Raw genomic sequence first — 15,883 nt, forward strand, 5'->3', positions numbered from 1 at the left:
CGGGGGGTCCCCCCCCCCCCCACCCCCCCGCCCGGGGGGTTTTCCGGCCCCCCGCCCCCCCCGGGGGGGGGGGCCCCCCCCCCCGGCGCCCCCCACCGCACTCCTCGAACGCGAGGCGACCGGCAAGTGTCCGGCGCGCCGCGACCAGCTGCCGGGAGGAGGTGAACCAGATGGAGAAGGCCGCGATCACGACCGAGGACTCCGTGACGCTGTCCGAGGTGGACGAGCTGATCGGTGAGCTGGAGGCGCAGTTCGGTGAACAGCGGATGCTGCCGAAAGCGGCGTACCCGGATGTTATGACCAAGTTTTGCACGACGGTGATGAGCTGCGCCTGCTGACACCCCGCGCTGGCTGCCCCCACCGGGCAGCCACCGCACCCCCTCGAACGTGATGCAACCGGAAAGGTGATGGCGATGCTCGCGGCGCGTCCGGCCCCGGAGAACTGCAACCCCTTGCTGCCACCCGCCGTCGCGGCGGCGGTCGGTCTGCTCGGCGAGGCTGCCGGTCACCCCGGCGACAACTGGCCCGGCGTGCTCGGTTCGCTGCTGCTCGGGCTGCCCGCCTCGGCCGTGCCACCGGAGGCGGCCGCGACCGCCGATCGGGCGGTCGCCGGCTGGCTCACCACCGCACGTCCCGCCGCCCATCTCGGCGCGTACGGCGACGGTCTGACCGCCCGGCACCTGGGCGTCCTGGCGGCATGCCGGGTCCGGCCGCAACTGGCCCGGCTGGCCGCCGCCTCCCGTCGCGTGCTGGCCGGGCACTGCTCGGCGCCGGGCGTGTGGCGCACCGACGGCATCGGCTGGGAGGACTACGACCTGGTCACCGGCCCGGCCGGGGTCCTGCTGGCGCTGTCCGCCGACCCCGGTGCGACTCCCGCCGACCGTGCGCCGGCTCTCGATCAGCTCGTCACCCTGTGCTCGGGCCCCGGCCTGGAACGCCTGCGGCTGCGGACCGGCGCGGAACCCGGCCGGTCCCCGTGGAACCTCGGCCGGATCAATCTCGGCGTGGCGCACGGCATCGCCGGAGTCGCCCTGGCCCTGTGCGCCACCGCCGGCCGGCAGGACCTCCGGCCCGGCGACCGGGCGGCACTCGCCGCCATCGCCGACCGGTTGACCGCGGAGGTGTTCCGTGACGCCCACGGCGTGCTGACCTGGCCCGCGGTCGCCCGTGAGGAGCCCGGCGCCGAGCCGGGCACGGAGGCGGTCGCACCGGTGATCCGGCAGGCGTGGTGTTACGGCACCCCCGGGGTGGCATGGGCGTTGTGGGAGGCCGGCCGGATCCTCGGCGACCCCGCCAGCTGCGCCACCGCGGAGGCGGCGTTCACGTCGTTCGTGGACGCCGGCTGCCCCAACCTGAATCCGTCGCTGTGGGAGGGACTAGCGGTCTGTCACGGCGACGCCGGTCTGCTGCTGCTGTGCGACGCTTTCGCGAGGCACGCCGGTCTGGCCGCCGCCGGCGCCGCCCGGGACCTGATCCAGGCGCGGCTGCACCGGCGTTTGCCGGACATGCGTGACCGGGCCGGATCGCACCAGGCGCTGCTGACCGGGGCCCCCGGGACGCTCGCCGCGCTGCTGACTGTCGCCGGCGCGGACCGTGGCTGGCTGGCGCAGATCGGTCTGCGATGACGGCGGCGACGCGGCCGGGCCCGGTTGCCGCCGTGGTCCGGCTCCTGCCCAGGGTGTCTGCCCGGCTGACCGTCCTGCTGGCGCTGCTGTGCGGTGCCGCGGTGGTGGCGTCGGTGCTCCTGCCGCTGCAGGTGGGCCGGCTGGTCGAGCTGCTGGCGGCTCCCGCCGGGACCGCGCCGCGGGCCGTGGCGGGTGCCGTCGCCCTGGTCGGTGTGCTGGTGCTGGTCGATGTGGCCGGCGACCCGCTCCGGAACCTGGTCGCGGAACGGCTCGGCGCCGCCGTGGACATGGTCACCGCCCAGCGAACCGTGGAAGGTGTCCTGCGCCCGGCCGGTATCGCGCACCTCGACGATCCGGTGGTCCGCGACCGTATCGAGTTGGCCCGCGCGGTCGGTCTCGGCGGTGTTCCCCCCGGCCAAGCGGTGCTCGCCCTGGCCTACCTGGTGCCGATGCGGCTGGCCGCGGTCGGTGCCGCCGTCCTGCTCGGCTTCGCGGGGCAGTGGTGGATGCCGCTGGTGCTCGGCACCGCCTGGGTGCTGACCGGCCACTGGCACGAGCGGGGCCTGCGTCAGGCGGTCGCCGCGCACGCCGCGGAGACCCCGGCGCTACGCCGCGCCGCGTACCTGCGTGATCTGGCTCTCGATCCGGCCCCCGCGAAGGAGGTCCGCCTGTTCGGGTTGCAGGGCTGGCTGGTACACCGCTTCACCCGCTCCTGGTGGGACGGCATGCGCGAGCTGCGAGGTGCGTCCGCCGGCTGGCGCTGGCATCTCGCCGGCGTGGCGGTGCTGACGGCCGGGCACGCGGCCGTGCTGATCCCGCTGGCGCGCGCCGCGGTGCACGGCGACGTGAGCCCGCAAGCGATCGTCGTGGCGCTCCAGGCGATCCTCGGGCTGTCCGCACTCGGCTGGGCCGGGGATCTGCAATGGCTGCTGCACACGGCGGCCGCGGCGGTGCCGGCGGCCCTGCGGATCGCCGCGCTCGACGACGGCCCGTCACCCGAGTCCCGCACCACACCGATGCCCACCGGCACGGCCGCGCCGCCGCGGCGGGAGATCCGGTTCTGCGAGGTGCGGTTCACCTACCCGGGCACCGGCCGGCCGGTGCTGGACGGGCTGGACCTGAGCATCCCGGCCGGGTCGTCGCTGGCGATCGTCGGTGACAACGGCACCGGCAAGAGCACGTTCACCAAACTGCTGGCCGGCCTCTACGATCCGACCGGCGGCCGGATCCTCATCGACGGCACGGATCTGCGCGACCTCGACCCACAGGCATGGCGCCGCCGGCTCGCGGTGGTGTTCCAGGACTTCACCCGATACCCGTTCTCGGTACGCGACAACATCGCGGCCGGCCACATCGACGCCCGAGCCGGCGACCCGGCGGTCGAACGGGCCGCCGAGCTCGCCGGGTTCGTGGTGCCGCCGGACCTGCCGGACGGCTGGCACACGCCCCTGGATCCCGGCTACCACGGCGGCAGCGACCTGTCCGGCGGGCAGTGGCAGCGGCTCGCGCTCGCCCGCGCCCTGTTCGCGGTGCGGTGCGGAGCGCGGGTGCTGGTGCTCGACGAACCCACCGCACATCTGGACGTGCACGCCGAGCAGGCGCTGTACGCACGGTTCCTCGAGATCACCGCCGGTATCACCACGATCCTGGTGTCGCACCGGTTCGCCACCGTACGGCTCGCCGACCGGATCGCCGTGCTCCAGCAGGGACGGGTCGCCGAGTTCGGTACCCATGACGAACTGGTCGCCGCGGGCGGCCGGTACGCGCGGATGTTCGCCGTCCAGGCCCGGCCGTTCGTCACAGCAGAAGGAGAAGCGGCATGACCAAGGCCGTCGCCGCCGCCCGTCTGCTCGTCATGACCGCGGTACGGGCCGCGCCCGCTCGCGCCACCGCGGTGCTGGTGCTCGCTCCGCTGCTCGGCGTGATGTCGGCCGGGCAGGCGCTGGGCCTGCAATGGATGGTCGACGGGGCCCTGCGGGACGGGCCGTCCCCGCTGATCCGGGGTGCGGTCGTGCTGGCCGTGGTGACGGTGGTGATCCACCAGGTCAGCGCGATCGGCTCGGACCTGCGCAACGGCCTTCAACATCGGGTCGGGCTGGAGTTCGACCGCAACCTGATGCGGTTCTTCGCCGGCCGTGCCCACCTGGACCATTTTCACGATCCGGCGTTCCTGGACACGGCGGCGGTGCTGCGCCAGCGCCGCGCCGAACTCGGCACCGCGTTCGCTGCCGTCGTGGAGAACGTGAACGTGTTCGCCCGGTTCGCCGGCGCCACCATCCTGCTCGCCACCGCCAACCCGCTGCTCGCCCTGCTCCCGGTCGGGGTGCTGCCGCTGGTCGGGGCGGTCCGGCTGCAGGAACGGCTGGTGTCGCGGGCCGAGATGGCCGGCGCCGAGGCCGACCGGCGCCGGCGTGACCTGTTCCAGCTGGCCTGCGACCCGGCCGCGGCACGCGAGGTACGCGTCTACCGGCTGGGCGCGGAGATCGCCCGACGGCACCGGGAGGCGGCCACCACAGTGATCGCGCTGCGCGAGAAGGCCCGGCTGCGGGGTACGGCCGTGGTGGCCGCCGGCTGGGCGGTGTTCGTCGTCGCGCTGACCGCCGGCCTGTATGTCACGGTGCACGCGGTGCGTACCGGCACGGCGTCGCCCGGCCAGGCCGCCCTCGTCGTGGTGCTCAGCACCCGCCTCAGCGCCGCCACGTCCGGGCTGGCCCAGCTGGTCGCCTGGCTGCGCCGCGCCCTGAACACGGCCGGTCTGTACCTGACCGTGATGGCCGAGCCGGTCCCGGCCGCCGCACCGCCGCAGGCCCTGCCCCGCGGACCGGCCGAGATCGTGCTGGACCGGGTGTCGTTCAGCTATCCCGGATCGGCCTCACCGGTGCTGGACGACGTCAGCCTGCGCCTGCCGGCCGGGGCGACCGTCGCACTCGTCGGCACGAACGGTGCGGGCAAGTCCACCCTGGTCGCGTTGCTGGCCGGCCTCTACCGGCCGACATCGGGACGGATCCTCGTCGGCGGCGTCGACCTGGCCGCTGTCCCCGCCGAGTCGTGGCGGTCCCGGGTGACGGCCTGTCTGCAGGACTTCTTCCGCTACCAGTTGACGCTGCGCGAAGCGGTCGGCCTCGGTGACGTCACGGCCGGACCGGACGACGACGCCGCCGTCCGGCGGGCTCTGGAACTGTCCGGCGCCACGGGGATCGCCGACGCGCTGCCGGACGGGCTTGACACGCAGCTGGGCCGTACCTTCCCCGGCGGCACCGACCTGTCGTCCGGCCAGTGGCAACGGGTGGCCCTGGCCCGCGCCCGGATGCGTCCCGGCGCCGACCTGGTGCTGCTGGACGAACCGGCCGCCGGCCTCGACCCGGAGACCGAGGCCGCGGTGTTGCAGCGATACGTCTCCGGCGCGCGCAGCCATCCGGGCACCACGGTCATCGTGTCGCACCGGATGGCCACCGTCCGTGACGCCGACCTGATCGTGGTGCTGCACGAGGGCCGCGTCGCCGAGTCGGGCACCCACCAGGAGCTGCTGGCCGCCGGTGGGCCGTACGCCGAGATGCACGCCCTGCAGGCGGCGCCCTACTCGCCCAGCTACGGCTGACCTCAGACTCAGCCTGTCGGTGGGACCAATCAGGACGCCGGTCCGACGTTCCCGCGGCGACCAACTACCATGATCGATCGCGGGCGGCGTCCTGCCGCCCGGGCCTTGGGGGAGGGCCGTCATGCGACGGATCATGTACATGGCAGCTGCCGTAGTGCTGCTGCTCAGCGGATGCGGCGGGCCCGGCACGCCGGCAACACCGGGACCGCCGACGAAACCCGGCAACGACGGCGTCGTCGAACCGTCGCAACAGGCCAGCATGCCGTCCGGGATCGTTTTCACCGACAACCTCAGCGCGCGACGGACGATGGTGACCGTCCACGACATCACCACCGGAAGTCTGCTCGCCCGCGCAGCGGTCCCCAAGGGCGTCCTGTTCCTGGACGCGGGAGCGTTCGACGCGACCATGGGTCGTCTGGCCTATGTGGTCGACTGCGAGCTGCGCCTTGCCGTGCTGGCCGGTGAGGAATACGTCGAGGCTGCGCGCTGGGAGCCCTCGCAGGCCTACGGCGAGGGCCCCCAGTGCTTCGAGGACCCGGAATTCAGTGACGACGGCCTGATCCGCGTACGCGTCGGGGAGGGTCGCACGCCCGGCCGGATCATGGCGGTGGACCCGGCCGCACCGGCGACGGCGCCGAAGGACGAGGGTGACGTGAGCGAACGGAAGGAGAAGATCCTCCGCATTCCCGGGGTGACCGACGGACGGGTCCGCCTCCAGCAGGCCGGCGAGCAGATCTTCTCGGTGTCGGCAGAGGGCCGGATTCCCGGCAGCGAAACCCTGGACAGCTTCTCCTACCGCTGCTCGGCCCGGCTGGACGACACCCGTCGGCTGTGCGGCTCCGAATACGAGGACGACCGGCAGTTGTACGGCAGCGTCGCCATGCTCACCCTCGATCTGGGCGTCGGCACCGCCACGTTCGAACAGATCGCGCCGAAGAGCAAAGCTCGCAGCCCCAAGGTCCTCATCGCACCCGATGGCAAGACCATCGCGATCCATGATTCGACCGGCTGGTACACCACCACCCTCGACGGCGGCGGTACTCCGGCCCGTCAGCCGCTGAGCGACGCCGGTAACCCCGGCAAAGCCCTCTTCTGGCACTGAAACCGTCACGGACCAGTGACCGTCAAGGCGACCAGGAAAACCTGGCCGGCTGCTGTCGGGGGGCGAGTCGGCGGCCGCTGATCGGCGAATGCGACACCCCGCCCGGTGATCCGGGCGGGGTGTTCGGAGCCGTTGCGCCCGATTCGGCCGCGAGCGGCGGCTACCGGATACCGATCGAGTACCCCCTCAGGAACCCACTGGTCGTGCCGGAGTAGCACCAGGCCGCGGAGAAGCTCGTCGCCGACGGGGACTTCCAGTCGCCGTAGATGTAGTAGTCCGGCAGACCCGGGAACCCCTTGGTGCACCGCAGCACGATGCGGTACTGCCCGTCGCCGGCGGTGCAGCGGGCCATCCGGGCGTCGGCAAAGCCCATCGGATGCGGGTAGGTCGCGCAGCCCAGGGGGGAGGCGCTGGCCGGCGAAGGTGCGGCGAGGACCGCGACCGCGGCGGCGGCCATCGTGAAAAGGGCGCCAACCGTCTTTGTTCTGACAGGCATTGTTCGACTCCTTGAAATGTCGTGGCAGGAATGCGATGTGGCTGAATCCTGGTGCGAGTACGTCGATGCGGTCAATCGATCATCACAGATTCCGGCGCATCTTGAGGATCTCTTGAGCAAGCCGTCTACCTGCCGGAAAGGGCTTTCCTAAAGATCGGCTTGTGGTGTAGGTTCGGGAGCCGTCCAGTCCAACGATGATCACGTTCACTCTGCTGGAGCCGGAGGTTGAACGGCAGGCTCAACCGTGGGCCACGCGGACCCGCAGCGCCCGGCGGGAGCTGACGCCGAGCTTGCGGTAGACCCGCGACAGGTGACTTTCGACGGTACGGACCGAGACGGTGAGCCGGTGCGAGATCTCCCGGTCGGTCAGCCCGGACGCGGCCAGCCCCGCCACTTCGGCCTCCCGTACCGTCAGCTGAGGTGCCCCCGCCGGCTCGGCACCGGTCCCGGTGCCGTGCAGGGTGGACAGCAGGGTTCGAGCCTGCGCGCGGCGTGGGTCCCCGGTGCCCGAGAGCAGGGCGGCGGCCGCCTCGGCGAACCGGCCGGCGGGCTCGGGCAGGCGGGCCTCGGCCAGCTGCCGCGCGAACGACAGCAGTTCCGCCCCGTCGGCGCGGGTGAGCGCGATCGTGGCGGCACCGAGCAACGCCAGCCGTGGTGCCCGCACCGCCGGGAGCAGGGCGTGGATCCGGTCGGCGACGGTGGCGGGTCCGGTCGCCCCGCGGAGCCGGGCGGCGTGCACGAGATGGCCGAGTTCCACCAGGGTGGCGCCGGTCTCGTGGGCCGCGGCGATCGCGGTCTCGATGTGCTCGCCGGCGGCCGGCAGGTCACCGAGAGCGGCGGCGATCGCTGCGCGGGCCGCAGAGACGACGCCGGGCAGGGCGCACAGTCCCGGCCCTGCCGGGACGGCCCCGGCCAGCACCGCGGCCGCCTCGTCGGCGCGCCCCTGTTCGGCCAGGCAGGTCGCCAGCCAGGCGGTGGTCTCGGTACGCAGCGGCCGTGGCCCGGCGGCCGGGTTGCCGAGCGCCTCACGCCAGCGGTGCATCGCCGTGTCCGGGTCGCCGTCCAGCCATCGGGCGTAGCCGTCGAGGGCGGCGGCTGCGACGCCGTCCGGTAGTCCCGCCGGTACGCCGCCCGCGTCCTGCCACAGCAGCGTCCAGGCGTGCACTGCCGCGACCGGCGTGGCGCTGTCCGCCGGGGTGGTCCATCCGGCCGCGTGTCCGGCCAGCGCGGACGCCGCCGCGTGCACGGCCCGGGCCTCGGCGGTGACGTCCTCGGGCAGGCCCGGGTCACCGATCAGCGGGGCGATGCGGTCGCGTGCCTCGCGCGGCCGGCCGGCCAACAGCAGCAGCGCACCGTCGCAGGCGGTCACCTCCGGGTGGTCCACGGCCGGCAGCTCGGCGCGGGCACCGGACGGGTCCGGTCCGGCCCACCGGCGAAGCCATGCGCGCAGCACCGCTGCCCCGGCGCGGTCGGCGGGCTCGCGGGCATCGCACATCGCCAGCACGGATGCGGCGGTCTCGTAGTCGCCCAGCCGCAGCAGTGCCGCCGCATGGGCGAGCGTTGCGGCGGCCGTGCCGGTGCGCCCGGCCACCTGCCCGGTCAGCAGTGCCGCAGCGCGCGGGTCCGTGTCGCGTACCCGCCAGGCCAGCTTCAGCAGCGATCCGGGACCGGCGGTGTCCGGCGCGGCCAGGCGCCACCGGGCGTACGCCACCGGGTTTCGCTCGTCGCCGGCCGGGTCCGCGGCGAGCAGGACGGCCGCGACCCGGCGCCGCCGCGTCGCCGGGACACCGCCGGCGAAAGCGGCCCCCAGCAGTGGGTTCGCCCAGTGCAGCACGGTCCGGCAGGCCGCGGTCTCCGGCCGTACGATCCGATGTTCCTCGAGCCGTTCGGCGGCGCCCGCCGCGAGGCGTTCCGCGTCGTCCAGGTCCAGCGGCACACCCAGCGACAGTGCGGCGATCACGTCGGCGTCGGCGGGGCTCACGCCGCCGAGCTCCTCGGCGAACAGGTCCGGCAGGCACGGTGGCGAGCCGGTGTCGCCGCGCCACCACCACAGGCCGGCCCGGCGTTCCAGGCGACCGGTGGCGTGGCCGTGTTCGATCAGCCCGGCCAGCAGCCGGGGGTTGCCGCCGGTCCAGCGGTGCAGCAGGTCCACCGCCGGGCGGGCCACCGCGCCGCCGAGGGCGGTCACCGTCGCGAGCCCGGTGGTGTCCGGGGTGAAGTCGCCGAGAGTGCAGGCGTTCAGGTGGTCCTTGACCAGGGCGCGCAACGCGCCGCACCAGGGCCGCCCGGTCCGCGCCGTGACGATCAGCCGGACGCGGGCCGGTAGCGCGAGCAGCGTGGCGGCGTCGGCGTCGCCGAGTTCGTGAGCGTCGTCCACCACCACTACCGGTATCCGGTCGCGGGCCCACCCGCGCGGACCGGCCGGTGCCGTCGCGGCCTCCGGGGTACCCACGGTGAACGCTGCGCCGGGCAGGGCGGCCGTGGCGGTGGTCCAGCTGACCGCGTACCGGCCGGTGGGCAGGGCGACTGTCAGCGAGCGGGCGAAAGCGGTGCGGCCGGTGCCGGGCCGCCCCAGCACGGCGACGCCCCGGCCGGAGGCCAGCGCCGCGATGGCGGCCCGCCGATGCGGCTCCCGTGCGACGAGTTGATCTGCCGTTTCCCGCTGTGGCACGTGCGACTCCCTTCACCGGCCCGGACGCGTCGTCCTGAGCCTGCCGCCCCGGCCCGGCGGGCGGACAGGGACAGCGGCCCGGGACGGCCGGGACAAGCGCCCGGCCGGCGGGCGCGTCAGCCGGCTCGGGATGGTCGCGGACAAGCGCCCGGTGGGCGCGTCAGCCGGCCGGGATGGTCGCGGACACCTGCGTGCCCGGCGCCAGGGAGGTGACGGCGAACGTGCCGCCCAGTTCCTCGCAGCGGTGCCGCATCGACACCATGCCGACGCCGTCGTCGCGTTCGCTCAGCCCGGCGGTGCCGTCGTCGGCGACCTCCACACACAGCACCTCGCCGGTACGGCACACGTCGACCAGGGCGGTCGTCGCCAGGGCGTGCTTCACCACGTTGGTGAGGGCCTCGTCGACGATCCGGTAGGCGGCGACCTCCGCGGCAGCCGGCAGATCCGACAGCTCACCGGCGGTCTGCAGCACCACGGTCAGCCCGCCGGCCCGGTGTCGTTGCACCGCATGGGTGAGTGCCGGAACCAGGCCGTGGTCGAGGGCGCGGGGGCGCAGCCCGTCGACGATGCGCCGTACCTCCCCGACCGCGTCGGCCAGGTTGTCGTCGATGCGGCGCAGCACCTGAGCGGCGTCCTCGCCGGTGCCCGCGCACCGGGCCAGCATCCGGGTGCCGGTCAGCAGCGGGCCGACCCCGTCGTGCAGGTCGCGCTGCAGGCGCCGCAGTTCCTCCTCGCGGGCCCGGACCAGATCTTCCCGGGCGGCCTGCAGGTCCCGGGTGAGGTTCACCGAGGCCGCGGCCGGCGCGAGCTGGGACACCAGGTGCCGCATCAGGGCCTGCTCCCGGCGCGACCACGGCTCGTCGGGGCCACGCTGCTGCACCACCAGGCGACCCACCTGGCGGCCCTGGTGCTCCAGCGGCAACGATGTCACCGGCCAGCTCCGGCGACGGCCGTGCACGGCCTCCGGGGACTCGCGCTCGCCCAGGTGCAGGGAGACGTAGGGCACCTTCAGGCCGGCGCCGATCACCTCCGCCGCGTCGGCGAGCATCTCCTCGGGGGTACGGGCCCGGCCCACCCGGGTGCCGAGCAGGGTCGACAGGGCGTACGGGTCGGCGCCCAGGCCGTACAGCAGGCGGCGCAGCCCCGCGTCGACACCCCGCCGCAGCGGCAGCAGCGCCAGCACGGTGACGGCCGCGGCGATCGGTTCGGCACCGGCCGGTACCTGCCCGGCGACCAGGGTGACGGTCGCCGCGTAGGTGGCGATCAGTGCCGCCGACGACAGCCCGAGCACCAGTGAGCGGTGCACCAGCAGGTCGATGTCGTACAGCCCGTACCGGACGACACCGATCGCGGTCGCCAGCGGGATGGCCAGTGCACCGCCGAGCCACGCCAGCGGCACGCCCTCGACCGTGTCCAGCACCGACGCGACGATCAGCAGCGCGGCGTTGACCGCCCCGCAGATCAGCACGCCCCGGCCGGCCGGCCGCGCCCGCCAGGCCCGCAGCACCAGCCCGACGGGCGCGAGCAGCGCCGCGGCCAGCAGGATGAGCATGGCCACCAGAACGGTGACGGTGTCCCAGGACGGCCGCACCGGAGAGCCGTCGGCGAGGTAGCCGCGCGGGGCCCGTACCGCAAGGGCCGCCAGCGCCACCGTGCCCGCCGCGGTGGCGGCCGCCGCCCCGGCGACGATCCACCGCCATCCGCGCCGGGCCGGCCGGCCGTCCGGGAACAGCAGCGCCGTGATGATCAGCAGGCCGTATCCCGGCCACCACAGCCATTCCCGCAGCCAGCCCGGCCACCCGGTGTCGCCGAGTGACGCGGCCACGGTCGCCGCCGCCAGCAGCCCGACGGCCAGCACGAGCCATCCGCAGGCGTTGCGGCCGGCGTGGGCGGCCACCCGCACGCCGATCGGCAGGCAGACGATTGCCAGCAGCCAGTCACGCCACTCCGCTGGCAGGGCGCCGGGGGCGACCGCCGGCGAGACCAGCGCGGTGCCGGCCACCAGAGCGAATCCGGCACCCGCGACAGCCCATGCCAGGCGGGCGGGGAGGGCGGCCCGGCTCCACCGGGCGCCCGTCGCCTGCCGGGATGCCGGAATCCGCCCTGGTAGCGCGGTCAGTGGAAGTCCCCCAGAATGCTGTGCAGCAGGTTGTGGCTGACCGAACTCCTGTTCGGCTCCTCGGGCGGCGGATCGACCACGGACGTCGCCGGCGGCCCGACGAGCGACGGATAACCATGATCGGGTACGGACCACGGCTCACCGTCGAAGCGGAAGTTCTCGGCGACCGCCCGCCACAGCTGAGCCCGCGTGATGACGCTGCGCGGAATCCTCGGATGGGCGTGCGGCCAGTCACCCTCGCCGGACTGCCCGGCGGTCACCAGCAGGTCGACGAACCGCTGGTCCACGGGTTCCCCGTCGCTGACCAGCACGATCGTGCCGTCGGTCTTGATATCGGTGTTCTTCACCCGGCCAACGCTTGCCGTCACGGCGGCGAAGCGCAACGGATCGGTAGAGTTCCGGACTGTGGGGATCCGCGCCGATGCCGGCAGTGTCATCCTGGTCGTCGACGACCACCCGGTGGTGCGCGCCGGTTACGCCGGCATCCTTGCCGCCCAGCCGTGGGCCGGCCGGGTGCTTCAGGCCGGTACAGCCGCGGAGGCGGGCCGGCTGGCCACGCTGGAGAGCCCCGATCTGGCGGTCGTCGATCTCGGCCTGCCCGACACCGAGGGCACCGAGCTGATCCGCCGCCTGCACACCGCCGTGCCGGCCTGCGTCATCGTCGTCGCGACCATGACCAACGACCCCGATGTGGTCCGGGCCGCCCTCAGCGACGGTGCCCGCGGCTATCTGCTGAAGGACACCGACCCGGACGCGGTGGTCGCCTGTCTGACCGCGGCGGCAGCCGGGGCCCGGGTGCTCGGCCCGGGCGTCTCGGAGAGCGCCGACGCAGCGGCAACCCCGCCCGGCCCGGCCGGGCTCACTCCCCGCGAGCTGCGGCTGCTCGCCCTGATCGGGGCGGGGTACGGCAACCGGGAGATCGCCACCGAGATGGCGGTGGCCGAGAAGACGGCGCGCAATCTGGTGGGTCTGCTGATCGCCAAGCTGGGCGTCACGGACCGGGTGCACGCCGCCCTGCTCGCCCAGCGGCACGGCCTGTCCACCAGCGCGCGGCCCCCGGCCTGACTACGCCCCGTCGGGCCGTTCGAAGCCGCCGGGGGTCCGGGGGAGGGTGACGGTGTGCCCGTAGAACTTCCGGATCTGGGTCAGGGCCCGATCGAAGTCGTCGAGGTCGATGGGCTTGGTGACGTACGCGTTGGCGTGCGCGCCGTAACTGGTCAGGATGTCGGCGGGAGTGGCCGAGGTGGTGAACACGACGACGGGAATCGTCTTGAGCTGCTCGTCGGCTTTGATGGTGGTGAGGACCTGCCGGCCGTCGAGCCGGGGCATGTTCAGGTCCAGCAGGATGAGGTCCGGGCGCGGCGCCTCGGTGTAGGGCGCCTGCTGCTGGAGGAAGACGAGAGCGGCGGCACCGTCCGGAACGTGATGCAACGTGGTCGGCACGTCATGCTCGGAGAAGGCGTTCTCGATCAGGGCGACATCGCCGAGGTCGTCCTCCACGAGCAGGACCTGCAGTACAGCAGAGCTGTTGGGCATGGCGTCGTCGCATCCTTACGGTGGGGCCGGGCCGAGGTGGAACGGCCGCGGCCACCGGAGCTGTCCCCGGCGGTGACTGGCAACGGTACGCCGCCGTCATCGCGGCACCGGATGACGAGGGTGTAGTCATGGCGCCAGGTGCGGATCGGGCCGGCCTGGCAGAATGGCATCCCGGTAACGGCAGGTCAGGCCCCTCAGGGCCGGTTTCGCCGTCTGACGGCCGCGGTCTGCCGGGACACACGGGCCGCCGGGCCGTTCACTCATGCCGCAGCCGATCGAGCCGAAGGGAGACCCGGACAGTCACGCGAGCGAGGAGACAGATGAGCAGCGAATCGTCGATGCGGTCACGCATGGCACACGGCCATGTCGCACTCTGCGGTCTGCTGACCCTCGCGGCCGCCGCGGGCATGTCGGTCAGCCTGAGCGGCCCGCACACGCCGGCCCTTCTGCTGTGGCTCCCCGCACCACTGACCACGCTGATCGGCCTGTCCGCGATGATGTCCGTGGCCCGCCGGGCCGACCAGTCGCCGGCGGCCCGCCGGTTCTGGCGCCACCTGGCCGCCGGTACCCTGCTCGCGCTGCTCGGCTCGGTACTGAACGCCTACGACACCGTGGTGCGGGGCATGCCCGCCACCTACGTCTCGGCGGTGGCCGGGCTCGGATACGGCGCCGCCATCGTGGCCAATCTGTGGGGGATGGCCCGGCTGCCGCTGCTGCTGAACAGCCGTGGCGAGATGCTGCGCGCCGGCCTGGACGGATGCGTCGTGGTCCTCGCCGCCGGTGTGTTCTCCTGGCACTACGTGACCCGCCCCACCCTGGTGGGCGCCGCTTCCGGCGCGACGGCCGCCGTCTACGGCGTCATGTTCCTGGCGCTGACCCTGCTGTCGCTCGTCGCCCTCGGCAAGGTGGCGATGGCCGGCCGCGGGCACCTGGCACCCGGGGTGATCCCGATGCTCACCCTCGGCATGGTCGCGGGCGCGGTGTTCTCGACCGCGCAGCAGTTCGTGATGGACAAGACGTGGCTGGCGTCGGCGCAGATCGCCGTGCCGATCTCCATGCTCGGCGCGGCGCTGGCCGCCCGTGCCCAGCTGCGCGCCGCCGCCCGGCCCGTGACGCGCCGGGCCGCCGGGCGCCGGCTGCCGGTCTGGATGCCCTACCTCGCCATCGCCGCGGTCGACGCCCTGCTGATCGCCTGCATCGCGGACGGCGATGCCGACGCGCTGCCGGTGGCCGGGGTGGCCGTCGTCCTGACCGCCCTGGTGGTGGCCCGCCAGCAGACCGTGTTCCAGGACAACGCCAACCTGGTGTCCCGTCTCGACCACAGTGCCACCCATGACAGCCTGACCGGCCTGCCGAACCGGGCGCTGTTCAACGAGCGGCTCGAGCAGGCTCTCGCCGATCACAGCTCCGGCCGCCCGGTCAGCGTCGCGCTGATCGACCTGGACGACTTCAAGACCGTCAACGACACCCTGGGGCACGGCATCGGCGACGCCCTGCTGGTCGCGATCGCCGAACGGCTCAGCGCCACGCTCCGTAAGGAGGACACGGTGGCGCGGCTCGGCGGTGACGAGTTCGTCGTGGTGCTCGACGGCATCGACCCGCAGGCCGCCGAGGCGGCCGCTCATCGCATGATCGCCGCGCTCGCCCCGCCGGTCACCGCCACGGGTCACGAGCTGCTGGTTCGTGCCAGCATCGGGCTCGCCGACGGGCACAGCGGCGATGACGCGGCGGACCTGCTGCGGCGCGCCGACATCGCGATGTACGCGGCCAAGCACGGCGGCGGCAGCAACGTCGAGCGCTACACCGAGGGGATGGCCGTCACCGTCGCGGACACCGCCGCCGTCGGTGCCCAGTTGCAGCACGCCATCGCCGGCGACCAGCTGTTCCTGATGTATCAGCCGATCGTCGCCCTCGACAGCGGCCGCCTGCGGGGAGTCGAGGCTCTCGTCCGCTGGGCGCACCCGGTGCAGGGCGTCGTCCCGCCGGTCCAGTTCATCCCGGTCGCCGAACGTACCGGCCTGATCGTCCCGCTCGGCGACTGGGTGCTGCGCGAGGCCTGCCGGCAGCTCGCCGCATGGCGGGAGGAACTCGGCGACCGCGCGCCCGGCGTGCTCAACGTCAACGTCAGCGCGCGTCAGCTTCGCGACGCCGGCTTCGTCGACCGGGTCGCCGCGATCCTCGCGGAGACCGGCGTGGCCGCGAACCGGCTCACCCTGGAGATCACCGAGAGTGCGGCGGTCGAGCTCGGGGAAGCCGTCACCCGCCTGGACGACCTGCGCCGGATGGGCATCCGGATCGCCCTGGACGATTTCGGCACCGGGCAGTCGACCCTCACCCTGCTTCACGAGCTGCCGGTCGACCAGCTGAAACTCGACCGGTCGTTCACCCAGGGCACGGACACCGGCCGCCGTGACACCATGCCGGCCGCGGTGATCGCCCTGGCGCAGGCGGTCGGGCTCGACCTGGTCGCCGAAGGTGTGGAGACCGACGACCAGGCGACACGGCTGACCGGCCTCGGATACCGGCACGCGCAGGGCTACCACTTCGCGCGGCCCCTGCCGGCCGCCGCGATCGCGGTGATGGCGGCCGAACGGCAGGAGTCGATCGCGGCCTGACCGCTCGTGTCCTGGCGAGACCCATGGGGTCACCTTCCCGGTGATTCCGTGGGTCTCGGCCGCCGATATATCGGTCGGCGGCCAATCGGTTCGGCAGGCCCGAACAAGCGTACGATCAGCG

12 protein-coding genes are annotated in these 15,883 nt (G+C 73.7%); 7 read left to right on the forward strand and 5 right to left on the reverse strand.

Annotation, left to right across the window (positions count from 1 at the left end; genetic code table 11):
* Positions 1 to 170 precede the first annotated feature (170 nt).
* The 5 genes from AB0G04_RS32955 to AB0G04_RS32975 all read left to right on the forward strand — a co-directional run bounded on the left by AB0G04_RS32955 (position 171) and on the right by AB0G04_RS32975 (position 6,325).
* A complete protein-coding gene (locus AB0G04_RS32955) occupies positions 171 to 338 on the forward strand; it encodes a hypothetical protein (protein ID WP_360990817.1) in 168 nt (55 codons plus the stop codon).
* Positions 339 to 413: 75 nt separating this feature from the next.
* The gene (locus AB0G04_RS32960; RefSeq protein WP_360990820.1) at positions 414 to 1,625 is read left to right on the forward strand and encodes a lanthionine synthetase LanC family protein; all 1,212 of its coding nucleotides are present in this window, start codon (positions 414 to 416) and stop codon (positions 1,623 to 1,625) included.
* Complete coding sequence (locus AB0G04_RS32965; RefSeq protein ID WP_360990823.1) at positions 1,622 to 3,448, forward strand: ATP-binding cassette domain-containing protein; 1,827 nt, start codon at positions 1,622 to 1,624, stop codon at positions 3,446 to 3,448. The genes AB0G04_RS32960 and AB0G04_RS32965 overlap by 4 nt, the downstream gene beginning before the upstream one ends.
* Positions 3,445 to 5,223 (forward strand): ABC transporter ATP-binding protein, encoded by a 1,779-nt coding sequence (locus AB0G04_RS32970; protein WP_360990826.1) that lies wholly within the window; start codon positions 3,445 to 3,447, stop codon positions 5,221 to 5,223. The genes AB0G04_RS32965 and AB0G04_RS32970 overlap by 4 nt, the downstream gene beginning before the upstream one ends.
* Before the next feature lie 139 nt (positions 5,224 to 5,362).
* The gene (locus tag AB0G04_RS32975) at positions 5,363 to 6,325 is read left to right on the forward strand and encodes a hypothetical protein (RefSeq protein WP_360990828.1); all 963 of its coding nucleotides are present in this window, start codon (positions 5,363 to 5,365) and stop codon (positions 6,323 to 6,325) included.
* 160 nt (positions 6,326 to 6,485) lie between these two features.
* On the opposite strand, the gene AB0G04_RS32980 is transcribed toward AB0G04_RS32975, so the two are convergent.
* The 4 genes from AB0G04_RS32980 to AB0G04_RS32995 all read right to left on the reverse strand — a co-directional run bounded on the left by AB0G04_RS32980 (position 6,486) and on the right by AB0G04_RS32995 (position 11,958).
* Positions 6,486 to 6,821, reverse strand: coding sequence for a hypothetical protein (locus tag AB0G04_RS32980; RefSeq protein ID WP_360990831.1), 336 nt, complete (start codon positions 6,819 to 6,821; stop codon positions 6,486 to 6,488).
* Positions 6,822 to 7,059: 238 nt separating this feature from the next.
* Positions 7,060 to 9,492: a LuxR C-terminal-related transcriptional regulator gene (locus AB0G04_RS32985; protein ID WP_360990833.1), complete on the reverse strand. Its 2,433-nt coding sequence runs from the start codon at positions 9,490 to 9,492 to the stop codon at positions 7,060 to 7,062.
* Between the two features lie 160 nt (positions 9,493 to 9,652).
* Complete coding sequence (locus tag AB0G04_RS32990) at positions 9,653 to 11,494, reverse strand: GAF domain-containing sensor histidine kinase (protein ID WP_360990836.1); 1,842 nt, start codon at positions 11,492 to 11,494, stop codon at positions 9,653 to 9,655.
* A gap of 113 nt (positions 11,495 to 11,607) precedes the next feature.
* On the reverse strand, positions 11,608 to 11,958 hold the full coding sequence (locus AB0G04_RS32995) for a hypothetical protein (RefSeq protein WP_360990838.1): 351 nt from the start codon (positions 11,956 to 11,958) through the stop codon (positions 11,608 to 11,610).
* A 58-nt stretch (positions 11,959 to 12,016) separates the two neighbouring features.
* Between AB0G04_RS32995 and AB0G04_RS33000 the strand changes: the two genes are divergently transcribed.
* The gene (locus AB0G04_RS33000) at positions 12,017 to 12,676 is read left to right on the forward strand and encodes a response regulator transcription factor (protein WP_360990841.1); all 660 of its coding nucleotides are present in this window, start codon (positions 12,017 to 12,019) and stop codon (positions 12,674 to 12,676) included.
* Here the strand turns inward: AB0G04_RS33000 and AB0G04_RS33005 are convergent, their stop codons facing one another.
* Complete coding sequence (locus tag AB0G04_RS33005; protein WP_360990844.1) at positions 12,677 to 13,147, reverse strand: response regulator; 471 nt, start codon at positions 13,145 to 13,147, stop codon at positions 12,677 to 12,679.
* A gap of 320 nt (positions 13,148 to 13,467) precedes the next feature.
* Here AB0G04_RS33005 and AB0G04_RS33010 point away from each other — a divergent pair, with 320 nt between their 5' ends.
* A complete protein-coding gene (locus AB0G04_RS33010; RefSeq protein WP_360990847.1) occupies positions 13,468 to 15,762 on the forward strand; it encodes an EAL domain-containing protein in 2,295 nt (764 codons plus the stop codon).
* The last annotated feature ends 121 nt before the right edge of the window (positions 15,763 to 15,883 follow it).

It is taken from the genome of Actinoplanes sp. NPDC023801 (assembly GCF_040639655.1).
GTDB lineage: Bacteria > Actinomycetota > Actinomycetes > Mycobacteriales > Micromonosporaceae > Actinoplanes.

Excerpts from the sequence above, each read along its gene's own strand:
- AB0G04_RS33010 (WP_360990847.1), top strand. The coding sequence starts at position 13,468 with ATGAGCAGCGAATCGTCGATGCGGTCACGCATGGCACACGGCCATGTC.
- AB0G04_RS32955 (WP_360990817.1), top strand. The coding sequence starts at position 171 with ATGGAGAAGGCCGCGATCACGACCGAGGACTCCGTGACGCTGTCCGAG.
- AB0G04_RS32975 (WP_360990828.1), top strand. The coding sequence starts at position 5,363 with ATGGCAGCTGCCGTAGTGCTGCTGCTCAGCGGATGCGGCGGGCCCGGC.
- AB0G04_RS32965 (WP_360990823.1), top strand. The coding sequence starts at position 1,622 with ATGACGGCGGCGACGCGGCCGGGCCCGGTTGCCGCCGTGGTCCGGCTC.
- AB0G04_RS32970 (WP_360990826.1), top strand. The coding sequence starts at position 3,445 with ATGACCAAGGCCGTCGCCGCCGCCCGTCTGCTCGTCATGACCGCGGTA.
- AB0G04_RS32980 (WP_360990831.1), bottom strand. The coding sequence starts at position 6,821 with ATGCCTGTCAGAACAAAGACGGTTGGCGCCCTTTTCACGATGGCCGCC.
- AB0G04_RS33005 (WP_360990844.1), bottom strand. The coding sequence starts at position 13,147 with ATGCCCAACAGCTCTGCTGTACTGCAGGTCCTGCTCGTGGAGGACGAC.
- AB0G04_RS32960 (WP_360990820.1), top strand. The coding sequence starts at position 414 with ATGCTCGCGGCGCGTCCGGCCCCGGAGAACTGCAACCCCTTGCTGCCA.